This is a genomic window from Bradyrhizobium sp. PUT101, assembly GCF_052043945.1.
GTDB lineage: Bacteria > Pseudomonadota > Alphaproteobacteria > Rhizobiales > Xanthobacteraceae > Bradyrhizobium.
Window position 1 is genome coordinate 6,339,816 of the sequence record NZ_CP197207.1, and the last position, 20,127, is coordinate 6,359,942.

Consider the following 20,127-nt stretch of genomic DNA (forward strand, 5'->3'; position numbering starts at 1 on the left):
CGAGGCGTACTCATCGAAGCTTCGGGTTGAGCGCGTCGCGCAGCCAGTCGCCGAGCAGGTTGATCGAGAGGATCAATGCGGCGAGCGCAAGACCGGGGAAGGCGACGATCCACCATTCGCCGGCGAACAGGTAATTGTTGCCGATGCGGATCAGCGTGCCGAGAGATGGCATGGTGTCGGGCAGGCCGACGCCGAGGAAGGAGAGCGTCGCCTCGGTGATGATGGCGAGTGCGAGGTTGATCGTGGCAATGACCAGGATCGGACCCATCGTGTTCGGCAGCACATGCCGCAGCATGATCTTCGGCGCAGGCAGGCCGATCAGCTGCGCGGCAGCCACGTAGTCCTTGCTTTTCTCGACCATCACGGAGCCGCGCACCGTCCGCGCGTACCCCACCCAGAAGCTCAGGCCGATCGAGATCACCAGCACGACAAGCATGCTGGTGGCATCGAGCCGGTTGCCGAGGATCGATTTCGCGATGCCGTTGACCAGCAGCGCGATGAGGATGGCGGGGAAGGTGAGTTGCACGTCGGCGATCCGCATGATCACGCTGTCGATTGCGCCGCCGAAATAGCCGGCGATCAGGCCGAGCCCGATGCCGAGCGCGCCGGCGAAGATCACGCCGGCGACGCCGACGGCGAGCGAGATGCGCATGCCATAGAGTATGGCAGAGAACACATCGCGGCCCTGCTCGTCGGTGCCGAGCAGGAACGGGCTCTGACCGTCGGTGGTCCACAGTGGCGAGATCCGCGAATTCATCAATTGCAGTTGCGCCGGATCGAACGGGTTCTGCACCGCAAGCACGGATGCAAAGATCGCCAGCAGAAAGAACACGACCGTGATGGTCGCCGCCACCATGGTGAGCTTGGAGCGCCGGAACGAATAGAAGAGATCGCTATCGAGCGCGCGGGTGAGCCAGCTCTGGGCGGCATGCGTCGGCTGCGCGCCCTGCTTGTCGGAATTGGAGACGACTGCGTCGGACATGCAGGCTGCCTTATGCGGCGCGACCGACGGTCGAGCGCAGGCGCGGATCGACCACGGTATAGAGAATGTCGACCACCAGATTGATGGTGACGAAGATCAGCGAGACCATCAGCAGGTAGGCGGCCATGATCGGGATATCGACATTTTGCACGGCCTGGACGAATAGAAGTCCCATGCCCGGCCACTGGAACACGGTTTCGGTGATGATGGAAAATGCAATAACCGAGCCAAACTGAAGTCCGGCCACCGTGATCACCGGAATCAGCGTGTTCTTCAGCGCATGGCCAAAATGGATGGCACGGGTGGTCAGCCCCCTCGCGCGGGCGAAGCGGATATAGTCGGTCCGCAGCACTTCCAGCATCTCCGCGCGTACCAGCCGCATGATCAGGGTCATCTGGAACAGGCCGAGTGTGATCGAGGGCATGATCAGTGCCTTCAGTCCGGACAGCGTCAGCAGGCCCGTCGTCCACCAGCCGAGCTTGACCACCTCGCCGCGGCCGAACGAGGGCAACCAGCCCAATGTCACCGCGAACAGATAGATCAGGAGAATGCCGATCAGGAAAGTCGGCAGCGAGATGCCGATCAGCGAAACGGCCTGGAATAGTTTTGCCAGAACAGTGTCGCGTTTGAGCGCCGAATAGACGCCCATCAGGATGCCGAACACCATCGCGAAGATCGTCGCGCAGATCGCAAGCTCCAGTGTCGCGGGCATGCGCTCCATCAACAGCGCCGAGACTGGCTGGCGGAACTGGTAGGAGACGCCGAACTTGAACTGCGCGGCATCGGCGAAATAGCGCACGAACTGCACCGGCACGGGATCGTCGAGGCCGAGCGATTTGCGCACGATCGCCCGCTCGGCCGCCGAAGTGTCGATCGAGACGATCTGGTTGACCGGGTCGCCGGCGAAGCGGAACATCGAGAACGCGATGATGCCGACGGCGAACATGACGCCGATGGCCTGAACGGCGCGGCGAAGAGTGAAAGCGAGCATGCCTTCCACCGTCCTTGGGTGTGCGTGCGGCCGACATCTTTGTCAGCCGGAAAAGGAATGGTCCCGGACGCCTCACGCGGCCGGGACCTTGTGTTCGACTGACGCTATTCCTTCTTGGTCGCCCAGTGGAACATGACCAGATTGTCGGCGCGCTGCGGCAGGTTGACCTTCTTCGATACGCCCCAGGCCAGCGCCTGCTGGTGCAGCGGAATGTAGGCCCAGTCCTTGATGCCGATTTCGTAGGCCTGCTTGATCAGCTGGTTGCGCTTGGCGGTGTCGGTTTCGATCAGCACCTTGTCGGTGATGGCGTCGAACTCTTTGTTGCAATAGCCGCCGAGATTCGCCTCGCCCCGCGAGGATTTCGCATCGTTACGGCACCCCATGATGTCGTAGAGCACGTTATGGGAATCCATGGTGCTCGGCGTCCAGCCCAGCAGGTAGAACGAGGTCTGGTAGCCGCCTTGCTTCAGGACCTTGGCGAAGTATTGCGCCTTCGGCTGCGCCAGCAGGTTGATCTTGACGCCGATGCGGGCAAGCATGCCGACGACGGCCTGGCAGATCGCGGCGTCGTTGACGTAACGATCGTTCGGGCAATCCATGGTGACCTCGAATCCGTCGGGGTAACCGGCTTCGGTCAGGAGCTTCTTTGCGCCCTCAGGATCGAATTTCGGCCGCGTGAACTCCTTGGACAGTGCGAACAGTTCCGGCGCGATCATCAGCGCCGACGGCGTCGACAGGCCGCGCATCACGCGCGTCTTGATCAGCTCGATGTCGATTGCCTTGTAGAAGGCTTCGCGGACGCGGGCGTCCTTGAATGGGTTCTTGCCCTTGATGTTGGAGTAGAGCAACTCGTCGCGGGTCTGGTCGAAGCCGATGAAGATCGTGCGGAGCTCCGGCCCCTTCAGCACCTGGGCATTCGGGCTGGAATCGACGCGGGAGATGTCCTGGATCGGCACCGGCTCGATGACGTCGACTTCGCCCGAGAGCAGCGCGGCGACGCGGGTGGCGTCGGAAGCAATCGGGGTGAAGATGATCTCCTTCAAGTTCCCTTCGACCTTGCCCCAGTAATTGGGATTGGCCTTGAACACCGTCTTTACGCCTGGTTGATGGCTTTCGATGATGAAGGGGCCAGTGCCGTTCTCGTGCAGCGAGGCGTAGCTCGGCGTGGTCGCCGCCACCGGCGTCGGATCGACGACGTTGTTCTGCTCGGCCCATTTCTTGTCCATGATGTACCAGACATCCCACGACGAATGCAGGATGGGATTGGGCGAGGGCAGGATGAAATCGACGGTGTAGTCGTCGACCTTGACCACCTTGACGTCGGGCGCAAGTCGGGTCTGCATGTTTGACCCCTTCTTGCGGACGCGGTCGGCCGAGAACAGCACGTCGTCGGCGGTGAAGGGATCGCCGTTGTGGAATTTCACGCCCTTGCGCAAATGGAAGCGCCAGCGGGTCGGCTCCGGCGTTTCCCAGCTTTCCGCCAGTGCCGGAATGATCTTGAGGTCCTTGTCGCGCGCGGTGAGGCCCTGATAGACGTGGCCAAGATGGGCGTGGGTGGTGCTCTCGTTCAGGGTATAGGGATCGAGCGACTTCAGGTCGCCCTGGTTGGCATAACGTAGCGTCTGGCTTGACGCCGGCGAGATTGCCAACGCAAGCGTACCGGCGAGCGTCGCCGCAAACAGACTTTGACCGATTGACATTCTTGACCCTCTCCGCACTGCCACGCCGGTGATTTTTGATTGTTCGGCGGGGTTGACTAATCCATGTTGCCCAGAGTTCTCGACCCGTGCAAGCGCCATTCCAGCAAGGAACGCGCCAAGTTGCACCGCTGTGCAGCAATGCTGACCGTGTCGCCAGGCATGGAGGACCGTGCCTTCCGACTTTGGTTGACCATACCGGCTGATTGCAGGACGGGGCATGTCGCGCCGGCATCAGGTCGCTTGCGTTGCACCACAACTCGCGGCGATACTCCGACAGGCCGCTCGAATCTCATCTGGAGGGGACATGAAGGTTAACATCGAAATCGACTGCACCCCCCTCGAGGCCCGCCAGTTTTTCGGTCTGCCGGACGTGGCGCCGATGCAGACGGCGGTGATGGACAAGTTGCAGCAGCAGGTCCTCAGCAACATCGACAAGGTGTCGCCTGAATCCCTGATCCAGAGCTGGTTCACCTTCGATCCCAAGATCGCCGAGCGGTTTCAGGACATGTTCGTCACGATGGCCGGCCTCGGCGGCTCTCGCAGCGGCGACAAGAAGAAATAATGTCGCCCGGGCCGGACGGGCCGCTGGAGTCGGGCCGGCTTCGTCCGCCAGGTCTCGGCCTGCTGCTGGCCGAAGCCCGTGGACTGTTCGAATTGAATGCGAGCCTGCTGCTGTCGCCGCTCCTTATGCGCGCGCCGAGGGGCGACGGCCATCCGGTGCTGGCGCTGCCGGGCTTTCTCGCCAGCGACCTCTCGATGGTGCCGATGCGGCGCTATCTCAGCGAGCTCGGTTATGAGGCACATGCCTGGCGGATGGGCCGCAATCTCGGCGGGCTCGGGCGGATGCGGGATTCGCTGCGCACCCGCCTGACCGAAATCCATGCCGCGAGCGGACGCAAGGTCAGCCTGGTCGGGTGGAGCCTCGGCGGCGTCTATGCCCGCGATCTCGCGCTTTGGGCACCCGACAAGGTCCGCTACGTCATCACGCTCGGCAGCCCTTTTGCGAACGACGTGCGGGCGACCAACGCGACGCGGCTTTACGAAGCGCTGTCCGGCGAGCGGGTCGAGGATTTTGCCGAAGCGCGCGAGGCGATTGCAGGCGACCTGCCGGTGCCGACGACGTCGATCTATTCGCGCGCCGATGGTGTGGTGAACTGGCGGACCTGTCTGCTTCGTCCCTCCGCGCGTGCCGAGAACATCGAGGTGCACCTGGCGAGCCATATCGGGCTCGGGGTCAACCCCGCGGCGCTGTGGGCCGTGGCGGATCGCCTGGCGCAACCGGAGGGGGAATTCCGGCCATTTGACCGGGCAGGGCCGTTTGCCATTGCATATGCCCCGCCGGAACAGGCAGTATCCGCCTGATGAGAAGCGCCGCCTAAGGCGCCCGTCAAATCTTGCGGGAGGGAACCATGGCAGACGGGAAGAAGCTGTCGTCGCTGGACGCGTCGTTTCTCTATCTGGAAACGCCTGAAATGCCGATGCATGTCGGCAGCATGGCGATCTTTCGCCTGCCCGACGACTACAAGGGCGACTTCTTCGAAGACTTCAAGGCGATGATCCTCTCGCGCCTGCACATCGCGCCGATCCTCAAGGCACGGCTGGAGAAGGCGCCGCTCGACATCGATCATCCATCCTGGGTCGAGGATGATCAGTTCGACATCGATCGTCACATTTTTCGCGCCAGCCTGCCGCAACCGCGCGACCGCGCCACGCTCGAACGCATCGTCGGCTGGATGCACGCCAAGCTCTTGAACCGCGCCCGCCCGCTCTGGGAGTTCTACGTGTTCGAAGGCATGAAGGACAATGAGGTCGGACTTTATTCCAAGATGCATCATGCCGCGATCGATGGCGGCGCGGGCGCTGCGCTGACCAACATGATCTACGATATCTCGCCGATCCCGCGGAAGGTCGATCCGCCGACGGCAGGAGCGAAACCCGGACAGGAGCCGCGCGACATCGCCGCGAACCTGCTCGATTCCTATCAGCAGTTGTTCAGCCAGCCGCTCGATGCCTCGGCGGCGGCGAAGAACCTGCAATTGCCGCGCACTGGCAAGAGTGACATCGGCTCGATCCTGTTCGACAATGCGATGTACCAGATCGAGAGTGCGGTGCGCTTCGCCGGCAACATCCCGGCCGTGCTCAAGAGCGTCTCCGACGTGCTCGGCAAGGTCGCCGATCCCAAGTCGCGCGAGAGCCTCGCCAGCATGGTGTCGCCGCCGACCATGCTCAACAAGACGATCTCATCCGAGCGCAGCTTTGCCGGCGTTTCGATCTCGCTGTCGCGGGCGAAGGCGCTGGCCAAACAGGCCGGCGGCAAGCTCAACGACGTCGTGCTGGCGCTCGCCTCCGGCGTGGTCCGCCGCTATCTCCGGCAATACGGCACGCTGCCTACGAAATCGCTGACCGCCGCCGTCCCGATCTCGTTGCGCGAGGAGGGCAACACCGAGGCCAACAACCAGGTGTTCGGCATGATCTGCGCGATCGCGACCAATATCGAGGATCCCAAGGCGCGGCTGGAGGCGATCATCGCGCAATCGACCAAGTCCAAGGAGATGTCGCATCCCTTGCGCGCGCTGATGCCCCAGGTCTCCAACGTCTCGATGCTCGGGGCGCCGATCATGGTGCAGATCCTGGCGCTGCTCTACAGCCGATCGAATCTCTCCGACGTGCTTCCGCCGGCCGCCAACATCACGGTGTCCAACGTGCCCGGGCCGCGGCAGACGCTCTATGCGGCCGGCGCCGAGCTATTGCACATCTTCCCGGTCTCGATCTCGACGCACGGGCAGGCGCTCAACATCACCGTGCAGAGCTATCGCGACCAACTGGATTTCGGTTTCATCGTCGGCGCCAACATCATTCCGCATGTGCAGGTGATGTGCGATATGCTGCCTGAGGAGTTTGCCGCGCTGGAGGCGGCGTATGCGCCGCCGGCCGCCGACATCAAGGGCGCGGCGGAATAGGGAAGTCATGATGATTGAAATGCCGCCGCTCAAGTTCGCGCAGACGAACGGAATCCGCATGGGCTATTACGAGGCAGGCCCGGCCGATGACAAACCGCCGCTCGTGCTCTGTCACGGCTGGCCGGAGCTCGCCTTCTCCTGGCGTCATCAGATCAAGGCGCTGAGCGAGGCCGGCATCCGCGTGATCGCGCCGGACCAGCGCGGCTATGGCGCGACCGAGCGGCCCGAACCGGTCGAAGCCTATGACATGGAGCATCTGACCGGCGATCTCGTCGGTCTGCTCGATCACCTGAACATCGACAAGGCGATCTTCGTCGGCCATGACTGGGGTGGCTTCGTGGTCTGGCAGATGCCGCTGCGTCACCCCTCGCGCGTCGCCGGCGTCGTCGGCGTCAACACGCCGCACTGGGACCGCGCGCCGATCGACCCCATTGCCCTGTTTCGCCAGCGCTTCGGCGATCAGATGTACATCGTCCAGTTCCAGGACCCCGCCCGCGAGCCGGACAGGATCTTTGGCAGCCGTGTCGAGCAGACGTTCGATGCCTTCATGCGCAAGCCGCTGCCGCGGCCCGCGGCGAAACCGGAGGAGCCGCCGATCGGCGGCGTCGGCGCCTCGTCAAAGACCAATCTGGCATTTCCGCAGATGATCGCAGCCTATGATGCCAAGCTCGATCCGCGCACCCCGATCCTGTCGGCGGAGGAGAAGAAAGTGTTCGTCGACACGTTCACGAAAACCGGCTTCACCGGCGGCATCAACTGGTATCGCAATTTCACGCGCAATTGGGAGCGCGCGAAGGGATTGGATCATCACATCCACCTCCCGTCATTGATGATCATGGCCGAGAACGATGCCGTGCTGCCGCCCTCGGCGGCCGATGGTATGGAGCAGCTGATCGCCGATCTCGAGAAGTATCTCGTGAAGGACAGCGGCCATTGGACGCAGCAGGAGAAGCCGGAAGAGGTCAGCGCCAAGCTGATCGAATGGCGTAGAAGGCGGTTTGGGTGACGACGCAGTCGTCATCCCGGGGCGATGCATAGCATCGAACCCGGGATCTCGAGATTCCGGGCCTGGTCCTTCGGACCATCCCGGAATGACGCAGGGCGAGGGGGAAGCACTTTTCATGTCATCCAAGAACCGTCTGGACCCGATCCCGCATCCGCCGACCAAGCCGGTGGTCGGCAACATGCTGTCGCTGGATTCGTCTGCGCCCGTGCAGCACCTGACGCGGCTTGCGAAGGAGCTGGGGTCGATCTTCTGGCTGGACATGATGGGCTCGCCGATCGTCGTCGTCTCCGGCCACGATCTCGTCGACGAGCTCTCCGACGAGAAGCGGTTCGACAAGACGGTGCGCGGTGCGCTGCGGCGCGTGCGCGCGGTCGGCGGCGACGGCCTTTTCACGGCTGATACCAACGAGCCGAATTGGAGCAAGGCGCACAACATCCTGCTTCAGCCGTTCGGCAACCGCGCCATGCAGTCCTACCACGGCAGCATGGTCGATATCGCCGAGCAGCTGGTCCAGAAATGGGAGCGGCTCAACGCCGATGACGAGATCGACGTCGTCCACGACATGACCGCGCTGACGCTGGACACGATCGGCCTGTGCGGCTTCGACTATCGCTTCAATTCGTTCTACCGGCGTGACTACCATCCCTTCGTCGAATCGCTGGTGCGCTCGCTCGAAACCATCATGATGACGCGCGGCCTGCCGTTCGAGCAGCTCTGGATGCAGAAGCGCCGCAAGACGCTCGCCGAAGACGTCGCCTTCATGAACAAGATGGTCGACGAGATCATCGCCGAGCGTCGCAAGATCGCGGAGGGCATCGACGACAAGAAGGACATGCTCGCCGCGATGATGACCGGCGTCGACCGCGCGACCGGCGAGCAGCTCGACGACGTCAACATCCGCTACCAGATCAACACGTTCCTGATCGCGGGCCACGAGACCACCAGCGGCCTGTTGTCCTACACGCTCTATGCGCTGCTCAAGCACCCCGACATTCTCAAGAAGGCCTATGACGAGGTCGATCGCGTCTTCGGCCCCGATGTCAATGCGAAGCCGACCTATCAGCAAGTGACGCAGCTCACCTATATCACGCAGATCCTGAAAGAGGCGCTGCGGCTGTGGCCGCCGGCGCCGGCCTACGGCATCTCGCCGCTCAAGGACGAGACCATCGGTGGCGGCAAGTACAAGCTCAGGAAGGGCACCTTCACCACCATCCTGGTGACCGCGCTGCATCGCGATCCCTCTGTCTGGGGGCCGAATCCGGACGCGTTCGATCCCGAGAATTTCAGCCGCGAGGCGGAGGCCAAGCGGCCGATCAATGCGTGGAAGCCGTTCGGCAACGGCCAGCGCGCCTGCATCGGCCGTGGCTTTGCCATGCACGAGGCTGCGCTCGCACTCGGCATGATCCTGCAGCGCTTCAGGCTGATCGACCACCAGCGCTACCAGATGCATCTGAAGGAAACGCTGACGATGAAGCCGGAAGGCTTCAAGATCAAGGTGCGTCCGCGTGCCGATCGCGAGCGCGGCGCCTATGGCGGTCCTGTCGCCGCGGCCCCGGCGCCAAAGGCCCCGCGGCAGCCGACGACGCGGCCCGGCCATAACACGCCGATGCTGGTGCTCTACGGCTCCAATCTCGGCACCGCCGAGGAGCTTGCCACGCGCATGGCCGACCTTGCGGAGATCAACGGTTTCGCCGTGCATCTCGGCCCGCTCGACGACTATGTCGGCAGGTTGCCGCAAGAGGGCGGCGTGCTAGTCATCTGCGCCTCCTACAACGGCGCGCCGCCTGACAATGCGACGCAGTTCGTCAAATGGCTTGGCAGCGACTTGCCGAAGGATGCCTTTGCCGGCGTGCGCTACGCCGTGTTCGGCTGCGGCAACAGCGATTGGGCCGCGACCTACCAGTCGGTGCCGCGCTTCATCGACGAGCAATTGTCGGCCCATGGTGCGCGCGCGGTCTATCCGCGCGGCGAGGGCGATGCGCGTAGCGATCTCGACGGCCAGTTTCGGAAATGGTTCCCGGCGGCGGCCCAGGTCGCGACCAAGGAGTTCGGTATCGACTGGAATTTCACCCGCACGGCGGAGGATGATCCGCTCTACGCGATCGAGCCGGTGGCCGTGACCGCCGTCAACGCCATCGTCGCCCAGGGCGGCGCTGCGGCGATGAAGGTGCTGGTCAATGACGAGCTCCAGAACAAGAGTGGCCCCAATCCCTCGGAGCGCTCGACACGCCACATCGAGGTGCAGTTGCCGTCCAACGTCACCTACCGCGTCGGAGATCATTTGAGTGTGGTTCCGCGCAACGATCCGACGCTGGTGGATTCGGTGGCCCGCCGCTTCGGTTTCCTGCCGGCCGACCAGATCAGATTGCAGGTCGCCGAAGGCCGTCGTGCGCAATTGCCGGTCGGCGAAGCGGTGTCGGTCGGCCGCCTGCTCAGCGAGTTTGTCGAGCTGCAGCAGGTCGCGACGCGCAAGCAGATCCAGATCATGGCCGAGCACACCCGCTGCCCTGTCACCAAGCCGAAGCTATTGGCCTTCGTCGGCGAGGAGGCTGAGCCGCTCGAGCGCTACCGCAGCGAGATATTGGCCAAACGCAAATCGGTGTTCGACCTGCTGCTGGACTATCCAGCCTGCGAGCTGCCGTTCCACGTCTATCTCGAGATGCTTTCGCTGCTGGCGCCGCGCTACTACTCGATCTCCTCCTCGCCGTCGGTCGATCCGGCGCGTTGCAGCATCACGGTCGGCGTGGTCGAGGGGCCGGCCGCCTCTGGCCGTGGTGTCTACAAAGGCATCTGCTCGAACTACCTCGGCAACCGACGTGCGGGCGATGTGATCTACGCGACGGTGCGCGAGACCAAGGCGGGCTTCCGGCTGCCCGATGATTCATCCGTGCCGATCATCATGATCGGCCCAGGTACGGGGCTTGCGCCGTTCCGCGGCTTCCTTCAGGAGCGCGCCGCGTGCAAGGCGAAGGGTGCCGTCCTCGGGCCGGCCATGCTGTTCTTCGGCTGTCGCCATCCCGACCAGGATTTTCTCTATGCCGACGAGCTGAAGGCACTGGCGGTAGGTGGCATCGCCGAGCTCTTCACGGCATTCTCGCGCGCGGACGGGCCGAAGACCTATGTGCAGCATGTGCTCGCCGCGCAGAAGGACAGGGTCTGGCCGCTGATCGAGCAGGGCGCCATCATCTATGTCTGCGGCGATGGTGGCAGGATGGAGCCCGACGTGAAGGCAGCGCTGGTCGCGATCCATCGCGAGAAGAGCGGGAGCGACGCGGCCGCGAGTGCCCGGTGGATCGAGGAGATGGGCGCTAAGAATCGGTATGTGCTGGACGTCTGGGCGGGCGGGTAGGCGGAGTTCATCCGGGCTACGAGCCTGCGCAGCAAATCATGTTAAACGTCTCCCATGATTCCCTGGGAAAAGATCGACACCGCAGAAATCCCCGGCTCCGACGAAAAGCTCCGCCTGATGAGGCGGGGCAAGGAGTTTTCGATCAAGCTCGGCACCAATGAGCTGATGAACAATCGCCTGTCGGGCTCCGAGGCCGCGCTGGCGACGCTCGCGGCGAAGCAGATCGAGAAGGTTGCAAAGCCCGTCGTCCTCATCGGCGGCCTCGGCATGGGTTTTACGCTGCGGGCGGCGCTGGCCGTGCTTGGAGCTAAGGCGAAGATCGTGGTCTCCGAACTCGTGCCCGCGGTCGTCGCCTGGGCGCGGGGCCCGATGGCGGAGGTCTTCGGCGACAGTCTCGATGATGCCAGGGTCAGCATCCTGGAGACCGACGTCGGCGAAATTATCCGGGCAAAGCGGTCCGCCTTCGATGCCATCCTCCTCGACGTCGACAACGGGCCGGAAGGGCTGACGCGGAAAGGCAACGATGCGCTCTATGATGCGAGCGGGTTGAAGACGGCCAAGACAGCGCTGCGTCCTGGCGGCGTGCTCGCCGTGTGGTCGTCGGGCCCGAACCCGGCCTTCACCAAGCGGCTCCGTACCGCCGGCTTCGACGTCAACGAGGTGAACGTCCGCGCCACTGGCAGAGGCGGCGGCGCGCGCCACGTGATCTGGATCGCGCGGAAGAACTAAAGCGTGATCCGGAAAAGTGCGCAGCGGTTTTCCGAAAAGATCATGCTTAAACAACAACCTGAAGCGCGATGACGATCATTCTAAACGCATCGCGCTTCAGGCGGCCTGCGCCGCCGCGCCGTGCGCATGCTTGTCGATGGCGCCGATGATCTCGGGCCAGAAGCGCATCGGCAGGGCGTGACCCATGCCTTCGATCATCAACAGCTTGGCATTCGGGATTGACGCTGCCGTGTCCTTGCCGCCTTCGGGATGAACCAGCGGATCGACCGTGCCATGGATCACCAGCGTCGGTGTCTTCACGCTATGCAGGCGACCCTTGCGGCTGCCGGAGGCCAGCACGGCGCGGAGCTGCCGACCAACGCCGGCCGGATTGAGCCCGCGCGCGAATACGCGCTCGGCACGGTCAAGGTCGAGTGCTTCCTCTTCCGGAAAGGACCCGGCGCGCAAGACTTTCCAGGTCTGGCCGAAGCGAGCGATGAATTCCTCCTTGCTCCGTGGCGGCGGCGCCATCAGCATCGCGGCGGCCTCGCGTGTCGGCGGCGGCACGCGCGGATTGCCCGTGGTCGACATGATGGAGGTCAGCGAGCGCAGGCGATGCGGAAACGACAGCGCCACCTCCTGCGCGATCATGCCGCCCATGGAGGCGCCGACCAGATGCGCCGACTTGACGCCGAGCGCTTCCATCAAGCCGACCGTGTCCTTGGCCATGTCGATCAGCTTGTAGGTTGCGGCCACGGGAATCCTGAGGAAACGCAGCTTCAGCAGCTCGAGCGGGGTCAGGCGCTTGCCGCCCGTGAGATGGCTCGACTTGCCGATGTCCCTGTTGTCGAAGCGGATCACGCGGAAGCCGCGCGCGGCGAGCTGCTCGCAGAACCCGTCGTCCCAATGGATCATCTGCGCTCCGAGCCCCATGATCAGCAGCAGCGGCTCGGCATTGTCATTGCCGAAGATCTCGTAGCAGATGTCGATGCCATTGGCGCGGACGGTGTGGGGCGGCTGATGGGCGGTCACGGGCGCGGTCCCTCCTGCTGGTCGTTGCTGTATCGCACGGTTTCGTTCCGCAAAGAAGCCGCGAGCGCGACACTGCGCCCGCTGCCTGCCGGTTGACCGGCATCTCGTGACGGTGTGGTATGGCGAGAAGAGAAGGGTGCGAAGCCCTCCGCATGGGAGGACGCTGATGACCGACAAGATCACCGATCCGGTCGCCTTGTGGCAGAAGATGGTCGGCGAGATGGAGAAGGGTTTCAACTCTTTCGCGACCAAGGCGATGGAGACGCCCGAGTTCTCGCAAGCCGTGAACCGCGCCGGCGGCGTTGCTGCAGGTGCTCAGAAGCAATTTGGCGATCTCATGGAGAAATACCTGCTCTCCATGAACCTGCCGAGCCGCGAGCAGATGACCGGTATCGCGGAGCGGCTTCAGTCGATTGAAGGCCAACTCGGCGAGATCAAGTCGATGCTGAGCCAGATGTCGGCCAGCTCGGGTGCGCAGCAGGGCGGCGCCGCTCCGCGACCGCCGCGCACGAAACGTCCGCCGTCCGAAGGCGGAGACCAAAAATGAATGCGCCGGCGGGACTTGATTTCGCGTCCATCCCGGAGCGCATCCAGTCCGAGGTGCAGCGCGCGATCCAGCGCAGCATCAAGGGCGTCGAGTATTTCTCGACCTCGGGCCCTTCGCTCGGCTCGACACCGAAGGATGTGCTGCATTCGCGCGGAACCATGAGCCTCTACCACTACCGGCCGATGTCGGACGAGATCTACCGCGTGCCGGTGCTGATCGTGATGGCGACGACCAACCGCGGCTACATCCTCGACCTCGTGCCCGGCCAGAGCTTCATCGAGTTCCTGCTGAGGCGCGGCTACGACGTCTACATGCTGGACTGGACCGCGCCGCGGCCGGAGGAGAAGAACCTGCGGATGGAGGACTATGTCCTCGATTTCATCCCGGACTGCATCCGCCGCGTGCAAGCCGATTCCGGCGAGCAGGACGTCTCGGTCGTCGGCTATTGCTTCGGCGGCGTGCTGTCGCTGCTCTACGGCTCGATCCATAATGATGGGCCGATGAAGAACCTGATCTGCTTCACCACGCCGATCGACTTCCGCGAGATGAAGCTGTTCTCGAATTTCTCCGACCGCCGCTATTTCGACGTCGACCAACTCGTCGACAGCGTGGGAAACGTGCCGCCGGAGATGATCCTGTCCTCGTTCGAGATGCTGCGCCCGGCCTCGCGCACGGTGAGCCAGATCCAGCTTTGGGAGAACATCTGGAACGACGAGTTCGTCAAGTCCTACCGCATGTTCGACCGCTGGGCGACCGACACGCTGCCGCTGGCGGGCGAATATTTCCGCGCCATCACCAAGGACCTGATGTGGGAAAACAAGCTGTTCAACGACACCATGTCGGTTGGTGGCCGGCCGGCGAAGCTGGAAGACATCACGGTGCCGATCCTGCATGCGGTCGCTGAGCACGACCACATCGTGCCGTATGAGGCCGCCAAACATCTGATCGCCAAGGTCGGCTCCGCCGACAAGGAGGAGGTGATCCTGAAGGGTGGTCACGTCTCTCTCGTGGCGGGTGCCAACGCGGTGAAGCGGCTGTGGCCGAAACTGGATTCCTGGCTGGGAAAGAGATCGACATGAGTGAGCAGCGTTCCTATCCGCGTCAGGTCGAGACCGAGGCCGGCGATATCGAGATCCGCTTGATGTCGCCTGCGGACGAGGCCGCGGTGCTGGCCTTCGGCAAGGGCCTGCCGACCCACGATCTGCTGTTCCTCCCCCGCAACATCAGCGAGCCGAAGGTGCTGTCGGCATGGGTCAAGGAGATCGAGCGCGGCGCGATTCAGAGCCTGCTCGCGGTGAGAGAGGGCAGGGTGGTCGGTTGCGGCACGCTGGTGCGCGATCCGCATTCCTGGTCGCCGCATGTCGGCGAGATACGGATGGTGGTCTCGCCCGATGTCCGCGGCAAGGGAGTGGGCAAGGCGCTCTCGCAGGAGACCTTTGCACTCGCGCTCGGCGCCGGCCTGGAGAAGCTCTCGGTCCAGATGACCGTCGATCAGCAGGCGGCGATCGCCCTGTTCGAAAGCCTCGGCTTCAAGGCCGAGGCTTTGCTGCGCGACCATGTCCGGGATGTCGATGGCAAAACCCACGACATCGTCGTGCTCGGTCACAACATCGCGCAGGTCCAGGCCCAGATGGAGGCGTATGGGGTGCCGGGCGCTGTTCAGCACTAAGAGCGCCCGCTCAGCATTCAAATCGGGCCGATCGCTTGAACGTTTGGCTAGAGAGGCATCATGATGCCTTTTGCTGAGGCTCATCACATTTTCGTGATGTTGCGTTGCAACAAGTATGTTGCAACGCACAATTAGCTATGTCATACAGATGGTGCCCCGGGCCCATGAGGACGGGGTGAGCCATAGCTCAGATCAATGAGGATGGAGAGAACCCCATGACCACTGAAACCAACACCGCTTTCGAGGGCTTCAAGGACGCTTTCAAGAACATCCAGAATCTGGAGGTTCCCGAGGCCGCCCGCGAATTCGTCAAGAAGACTGCCAACACTGCCAAGGACCGTGCCGCCGAGGCCTTCGCCGGCTCCGAGCGGGTGACCGCCGCTGTCGAGAACGCAGTGGCCGAATCCGTCGCCGAGGCTGGCAAAATCAGCCGCAATATCCAGCAGGCGATCTACGAGGACGCCGAGGCGTTCTTCTCGGGCATCGACAAGCTCGCGTCGGCAAAGTCGATCAGCGAAGCCGTCGAGATCCAGTCGAGCCTGCTCCGCTCCCGCGGCGAAGTGTTCGTCTCGCGTGCCAAGGCGACCGCCGACTATCTCGGCAAGCTCGCCGCCAACGGTGCGAAGTCCGCTCAGGACAATTTCGCCAAAGTCTACAACAAGACCGCCTGATTTGGCGCCTGAGTAGAAACTGAATTTGAGGCCCGCTTCGGCGGGCCTTTGTTTTTGCGCTATCGTCATTGCGAGCCACCGGAGTGACTCGCAATGACGAATAGTGTGATGCAATGATGACTCCACCCGCCACCTTCTCCTTCGATACCCCCGGCGATGCCGAACGCGCGGCCGAGCTGCGCCGCGTGAAAACCTTGGCGACGCTGGTGCTGGCCGCGACGCTTCTGCTCTTCATTGTCGCGAAATGGCTTCTTCCGGTGCATCCCGTGTTCGGCTTCGTCGCAGCCTTCGCGGAAGCCGCGACCATCGGTGGCCTCGCCGATTGGTATGCGGTGGTCGCGCTGTTCAAGCGGCCGCTCGGCCTGCCGATCCCGCACACTGCGATCATCCAGAGCAATCAGGCCCGCATCGCCGACAAGCTCGGCGAATTCATCCAGGTGCATTTCCTCGAGGCCGGCCCCGTCGAGGCCAAGCTGAAGGAAATCGATTTCGGCTCCTTCGTCGCGGACTGGCTGCGTGACCGCAAGCGCAGTGACGATCTGGCGCGCTTCGCGCTGCGCCTGTTGCCGGAGGCCGTTTCCGCCACGGAAAGCTCCGGCCTGATGACCTTCATCATCCGCCGCCTGTCCTCGCAGCTCCAGGCGATTGACCTTGCGCCGCTCGCCGCCGGCACGCTGCGCGGCTTCGTGGCGGAGGGGCGGCACCAGATCCTGTTCGACGATCTCCTGCGCATGATGCATGAGACGCTGAACCAGAAGGAAACGATGGCGATGATCCGCGAGAAAGTGCGCGCGGAGTTGCCGACCCTGCTCAGGCTCTATCGCGCCGACAAGTTTCTGGTGAACAAGATCGTGGCCTCAGCCACCGCTTTCTTCAATGAGGTGCGCAGCGATCCCAAGCATCCGTTCCGCGGCGAGTTCGATCGCATGGTGCTGAGCTTCGTCGATCGGCTCGGCACCGATCAAGCCTATATCGATCGCATCGACGGCTTGAAGCGCGATCTGCTCGCGCGTCCCGAGCTTGTCGAACTCGCCCGCACCGTCTGGGCCAACACGCGCTCCTTCATCGAGCGCAGCGCGAGCGGCGAGACGCAGGTGCTGCAGCATCATCTCGCCGGCATGTTCGTCGCGGCCGGCGAGGCGCTCGCCGGCGATGCCGAACTGCGTGGCGAGATCAACAATGGCCTGGTGAGGGTGCTGCGCAGCTTCGTTGCCGACCAGAAGAGCGGCGTCTCCACCTTCATCTCCGATCAGGTCAAGGCGTGGAACATGACGCAGCTGATTGCGCTGATCGAAATCAACATCGGGCGCGACCTGCAATACATCCGCTTCAATGGTTCGCTGATCGGCGGTCTCGCCGGTCTCGCGCTCTACTCCGCGGAATTCCTGCTTCGATTGTTGTGACTTTTGCGTCATAGCCGTTAGCATTACCGCGTGGGCCTATTGCCGCCCCGCATCTCTCCCGCTTGAATGTCGGGAACCGGCCGCCTAGCTGATTCATGTTGCGCTGCGGAACGTTCGACAAGCCGGTGCATTGGAATTTCATGCCCATTTGCCGGCTTCGCAGCCGGCGTCCTTTCCAGGAAGTTTTCCCAGGGGAAACATCGATGACCGCTACCGCCCAGACGCTGCGTCCGCCGTCCCGTACCCTGATGTTTCTGGAGGGGCGCGCGCTTCACGAGTTCGGCGCATTCCTCGGCGCGCTGCCGCTCCTCAGCCTCGCGCCACGCGGTGATGGGCATCCGGTGCTGGTGCTGCCGGGCCTCGTGGCTTCCGATGCGTCGACGGGCGCGCTGCGCGCGTTTATGACAAGCAAGGGTTATGCGGTGAGCGGTTGGCGCCAGGGGCGCAATTACGGCCTGCGCGAGGGCGTGCAGGACGCCATGGTCGACCTGGTCCAGGAGCTCAGCGACAAGCACGGCCGCCGGATCAGCCTGGTCGGCTGGAGCCTCGGCGGCCTCTATGCGCGCCAGCTCGCCAAGATGATGCCGGAGCGCGTGCGCCAGGTGATCACGCTCGGCAGTCCCTTCGCCGGCGATCCGCGCTCGACCAACGCCTGGCGCGTCTACGAATGGGCGAGCGGACGGAAGTCCGACGAGGTCGATCCGCGGTTCGGCGGCGAGCTCGCCGCTCCACCGCCGGTGCCGACCACCGCCATCTTCAGCCGTACCGACGGCATTTGCGCCTGGCGCGGCTGCGTGGAGAAGACGGGCGCGCAGACCGAGAGCATCGAGGTGGAGAGCAGCCATTGCGGAATGGGCCATCATCCCGCCGTCGTCTATGCCGTAGCCGACCGGCTCGCGCAGAAAGAGGGCCAGTGGCGCCCATTCGATCGCAGCGGTTGGCGCAGCGTGGTTTATCCCGACCCGCACAGGTAAGCGTGCTTGCATGGTTCGAGACGCGCGGCTGTGCCGCGCTTCGCACCATGAGGGGTGAGAGCTGCTGACGCCGCGCAAAAGAGGTAGACCTCATCCTGAGGAGGCGCGAAGCGCCGTCTCGAAGGACGAGCCCGGTTCTCGCATTTGGTGCTCGCGTCCATTGTCGGGCTCGCATCAAACGCGCTATGCCTCGCGCATGGCGCATCCGCTCTCCCGCATCATCGACCAGCTCAAGCGCGAGCCGTCGCGCACCGGCTCCATCGTCATCACCGTATTCGGCGACGCCATCGTGCCGCGCGGCGGCTCCGTGTGGCTGGGGACGCTGCTGGAATTCTTCGAAAGCCTGGATATCGACAGCGGTGTCGTCCGCACCGCGATGTCGCGGCTTGCTGCCGACGGCTGGCTGACGCGCGAAAAGGTCGGGCGCAACAGTTTTTATCGCCTGGCCGACAAGGGTCGGCAGACCTTCGAAGCTGCCACGCGCCACATCTACGATCCGCCGCCATCGGACTGGACCGGCCGTTTCGAGCTGCTGCTGATCGGCAATGGCGAGGACCGCGACGCCTCGCGTGAGGCGCTGCGCAATGCCGGCTTCGGCAGTCCGCTGCCAGGCGTCTGGGTCGCGCCGTCGGGCGTGCCGGTGCCGGACGAGGCTGCTGGCGCCATCCGTCTCGAAGTCTCGGCGGAGGATGACAGCGGGCGGCGTCTGCTCAGCGCGAGCTGGCCGCTCGATCGCACCGCGGATGCCTATCTGAAATTCATGAAGACGTTCGAGCCGCTCCGTGCCGCGATCGCGCGCGGTACGGAATTGTCCGATGCCGATGCCTTCACCGCACGGATTCTGTTGATCCACTACTATCGCCGTGTCGTGCTGCGTGACCCGCTGCTGCCCGAGAGCCTGCTGCCGGCGGATTGGCCGGGAAGGGCGGCCCGCGCGCTCTGCGGCGAGATCTATCGCGCGCTCCTCGCTCCATCGGAACAATGGCTCGACAGCCATGCAATCAACCAGAAGGGGCCGTTGCCGGCGGCCCTGAAGCTGCTGAAACGGAGGTTCGATGCTTGATTGTTGTGTTACAGAAATATCTTGCATGAGATAATTTCTGTTATATATTGCCTCCCAATAAATCGGGAGGATGCGCATGTATACCCAGGCGCTGAACACGGCCGAGACCGACGATCGCGGTCTCGAGGACGCGGCCAAGGCTGCTCAGTTCCAGGCCCGCATCGATGCCGAGGAACGCATCGAGCCGAACGACTGGATGCCGGCGGCCTACCGCAAGACGCTCACCCGCCAGATCTCCCAGCACGCCCATTCCGAGATCGTCGGCATGCTGCCCGAAGGCAACTGGATCACCCGTGCGCCGACGTTGCGCCGCAAGGCCGCGCTGCTCGCCAAGGTGCAGGACGAGTGCGGCCACGGGCTCTATCTTTACGCCGCAGCCGAGACGCTCGGCTCCTCGCGCGAAGAGCTGGTCGACGCGATGCTCGCCGGCAAGGCAAAATATTCCTCGATCTTCAATTATCCGACGCTGACCTGGGCCGATATCGGCACGATCGGCTGGCTGGTCGACGGCGCGGCGATCATGAACCAGATTCCGCTGTGCCGCTGCTCCTATGGCCCGTATGCGCGCGCGATGATCCGCGTTTGCAAAGAGGAGTCGTTCCATCAGCGCCAGGGCTACGAAATCATGGTGACGCTGTGCCGCGGCTCGGACGAGCAGAAGGCGATGGCGCAGGACGCGCTGAACCGCTGGTGGTGGCCGGTGCTGATGATGTTCGGCCCGCCGGATGTCGCGAGCCAGCACAGCGACACCTCGACGAGGTGGAAGATCAAGCGCTTCTCCAATGACGAGCTGCGCCAGAAATTTGTCGATGCCACCGTACCGCAAGCGCAATATCTCGGCCTCACCATTCCCGATCCCGGCATGACGCAGGATGCGGACGGACACTGGCGCTACAGCGAGATCGACTGGACCGAATTCAAGCAGGTGCTCGCCGGCAATGGCCCCTGCAACCGCGACCGCATGGCCGCGCGCCGCAAGGCGCACGAGGAGGGCGCCTGGGTGCGCGAGGCGGCAGCCGCCTATGCCGCCAAGCGCGCGCGGCGTCAGACCGCGCAAGCTGCCGAATAGGGA

General features: G+C 63.7%; 18 protein-coding genes. 14 read left to right on the forward strand and 4 right to left on the reverse strand.

Annotation, left to right across the window (positions count from 1 at the left end; all coding sequences use genetic code 11):
- Window positions 1-10: 10 nt before the first annotated feature.
- The 3 genes from ACSHT2_RS30355 to ACSHT2_RS30365 form a co-directional block, all read right to left on the reverse strand.
- Window positions 11-982 carry an ABC transporter permease gene (locus ACSHT2_RS30355; protein ID WP_440638478.1) on the reverse strand — a complete coding sequence of 324 codons (972 nt, stop codon included), beginning with the start codon at window positions 980-982 and terminating at the stop codon, window positions 11-13.
- Between the two features lie 10 nt (window positions 983-992).
- Window positions 993-1,973: an ABC transporter permease gene (locus ACSHT2_RS30360; protein ID WP_440638480.1), complete on the reverse strand. Its 981-nt coding sequence runs from the start codon at window positions 1,971-1,973 to the stop codon at window positions 993-995.
- Between the two features lie 104 nt (window positions 1,974-2,077).
- Window positions 2,078-3,673, reverse strand: coding sequence for an ABC transporter substrate-binding protein (locus ACSHT2_RS30365; RefSeq protein WP_440638482.1), 1,596 nt, complete (start codon window positions 3,671-3,673; stop codon window positions 2,078-2,080).
- Window positions 3,674-3,977: 304 nt separating this feature from the next.
- On the opposite strand from ACSHT2_RS30365, the gene ACSHT2_RS30370 reads away from it, so the two are divergent.
- From ACSHT2_RS30370 to ACSHT2_RS30395, 6 genes are all read left to right on the forward strand, one after another.
- On the forward strand, window positions 3,978-4,235 hold the full coding sequence (locus tag ACSHT2_RS30370) for a DUF6489 family protein (protein ID WP_440638483.1): 258 nt from the start codon (window positions 3,978-3,980) through the stop codon (window positions 4,233-4,235).
- On the forward strand, window positions 4,235-5,035 hold the full coding sequence (locus tag ACSHT2_RS30375) for an esterase/lipase family protein (RefSeq protein ID WP_319334028.1): 801 nt from the start codon (window positions 4,235-4,237) through the stop codon (window positions 5,033-5,035). The genes ACSHT2_RS30370 and ACSHT2_RS30375 overlap by 1 nt, the downstream gene beginning before the upstream one ends.
- Before the next feature lie 47 nt (window positions 5,036-5,082).
- Complete coding sequence (locus tag ACSHT2_RS30380; protein ID WP_440638484.1) at window positions 5,083-6,633, forward strand: wax ester/triacylglycerol synthase family O-acyltransferase; 1,551 nt, start codon at window positions 5,083-5,085, stop codon at window positions 6,631-6,633.
- 10 nt (window positions 6,634-6,643) lie between these two features.
- A complete protein-coding gene (locus tag ACSHT2_RS30385) occupies window positions 6,644-7,639 on the forward strand; it encodes an alpha/beta fold hydrolase (protein WP_440642966.1) in 996 nt (331 codons plus the stop codon).
- A gap of 115 nt (window positions 7,640-7,754) precedes the next feature.
- Window positions 7,755-10,988 carry a bifunctional cytochrome P450/NADPH--P450 reductase gene (locus ACSHT2_RS30390; protein ID WP_440638486.1) on the forward strand — a complete coding sequence of 1,078 codons (3,234 nt, stop codon included), beginning with the start codon at window positions 7,755-7,757 and terminating at the stop codon, window positions 10,986-10,988.
- 54 nt (window positions 10,989-11,042) lie between these two features.
- Complete coding sequence (locus ACSHT2_RS30395; RefSeq protein ID WP_440638488.1) at window positions 11,043-11,717, forward strand: spermidine synthase; 675 nt, start codon at window positions 11,043-11,045, stop codon at window positions 11,715-11,717.
- 96 nt (window positions 11,718-11,813) lie between these two features.
- Here the strand turns inward: ACSHT2_RS30395 and ACSHT2_RS30400 are convergent, their stop codons facing one another.
- On the reverse strand, window positions 11,814-12,728 hold the full coding sequence (locus ACSHT2_RS30400; protein WP_440638489.1) for an alpha/beta fold hydrolase: 915 nt from the start codon (window positions 12,726-12,728) through the stop codon (window positions 11,814-11,816).
- Window positions 12,729-12,894: 166 nt separating this feature from the next.
- Here ACSHT2_RS30400 and ACSHT2_RS30405 point away from each other — a divergent pair, with 166 nt between their 5' ends.
- The 8 genes from ACSHT2_RS30405 (at window position 12,895) to paaA (ending at window position 20,124) form a co-directional block, all read left to right on the forward strand.
- Complete coding sequence (locus tag ACSHT2_RS30405; RefSeq protein WP_194388722.1) at window positions 12,895-13,275, forward strand: hypothetical protein; 381 nt, start codon at window positions 12,895-12,897, stop codon at window positions 13,273-13,275.
- Window positions 13,272-14,354 carry a PHA/PHB synthase family protein gene (locus tag ACSHT2_RS30410; protein ID WP_440638491.1) on the forward strand — a complete coding sequence of 361 codons (1,083 nt, stop codon included), beginning with the start codon at window positions 13,272-13,274 and terminating at the stop codon, window positions 14,352-14,354. Before ACSHT2_RS30405 ends, ACSHT2_RS30410 begins: the two co-directional genes overlap by 4 nt.
- Complete coding sequence (locus tag ACSHT2_RS30415) at window positions 14,351-14,944, forward strand: GNAT family N-acetyltransferase (protein WP_061878178.1); 594 nt, start codon at window positions 14,351-14,353, stop codon at window positions 14,942-14,944. The genes ACSHT2_RS30410 and ACSHT2_RS30415 overlap by 4 nt, the downstream gene beginning before the upstream one ends.
- Window positions 14,945-15,159: 215 nt before the next feature.
- Entirely contained in the window at window positions 15,160-15,615 is a 456-nt protein-coding gene (locus ACSHT2_RS30420) for a phasin (RefSeq protein ID WP_440638493.1), read from the forward strand.
- A 116-nt stretch (window positions 15,616-15,731) separates the two neighbouring features.
- Window positions 15,732-17,018, forward strand: coding sequence for a DUF445 domain-containing protein (locus ACSHT2_RS30425; protein WP_440642967.1), 1,287 nt, complete (start codon window positions 15,732-15,734; stop codon window positions 17,016-17,018).
- Window positions 17,019-17,221: 203 nt separating this feature from the next.
- Window positions 17,222-17,992 carry an esterase/lipase family protein gene (locus ACSHT2_RS30430; protein ID WP_440638495.1) on the forward strand — a complete coding sequence of 257 codons (771 nt, stop codon included), beginning with the start codon at window positions 17,222-17,224 and terminating at the stop codon, window positions 17,990-17,992.
- A gap of 196 nt (window positions 17,993-18,188) precedes the next feature.
- Entirely contained in the window at window positions 18,189-19,055 is an 867-nt protein-coding gene (gene paaX, locus ACSHT2_RS30435) for a phenylacetic acid degradation operon negative regulatory protein PaaX (RefSeq protein WP_440638497.1), read from the forward strand.
- Window positions 19,056-19,131: 76 nt separating this feature from the next.
- Complete coding sequence (gene paaA, locus ACSHT2_RS30440) at window positions 19,132-20,124, forward strand: 1,2-phenylacetyl-CoA epoxidase subunit PaaA (protein ID WP_319334060.1); 993 nt, start codon at window positions 19,132-19,134, stop codon at window positions 20,122-20,124.
- Window positions 20,125-20,127: the final 3 nt, after the last annotated feature.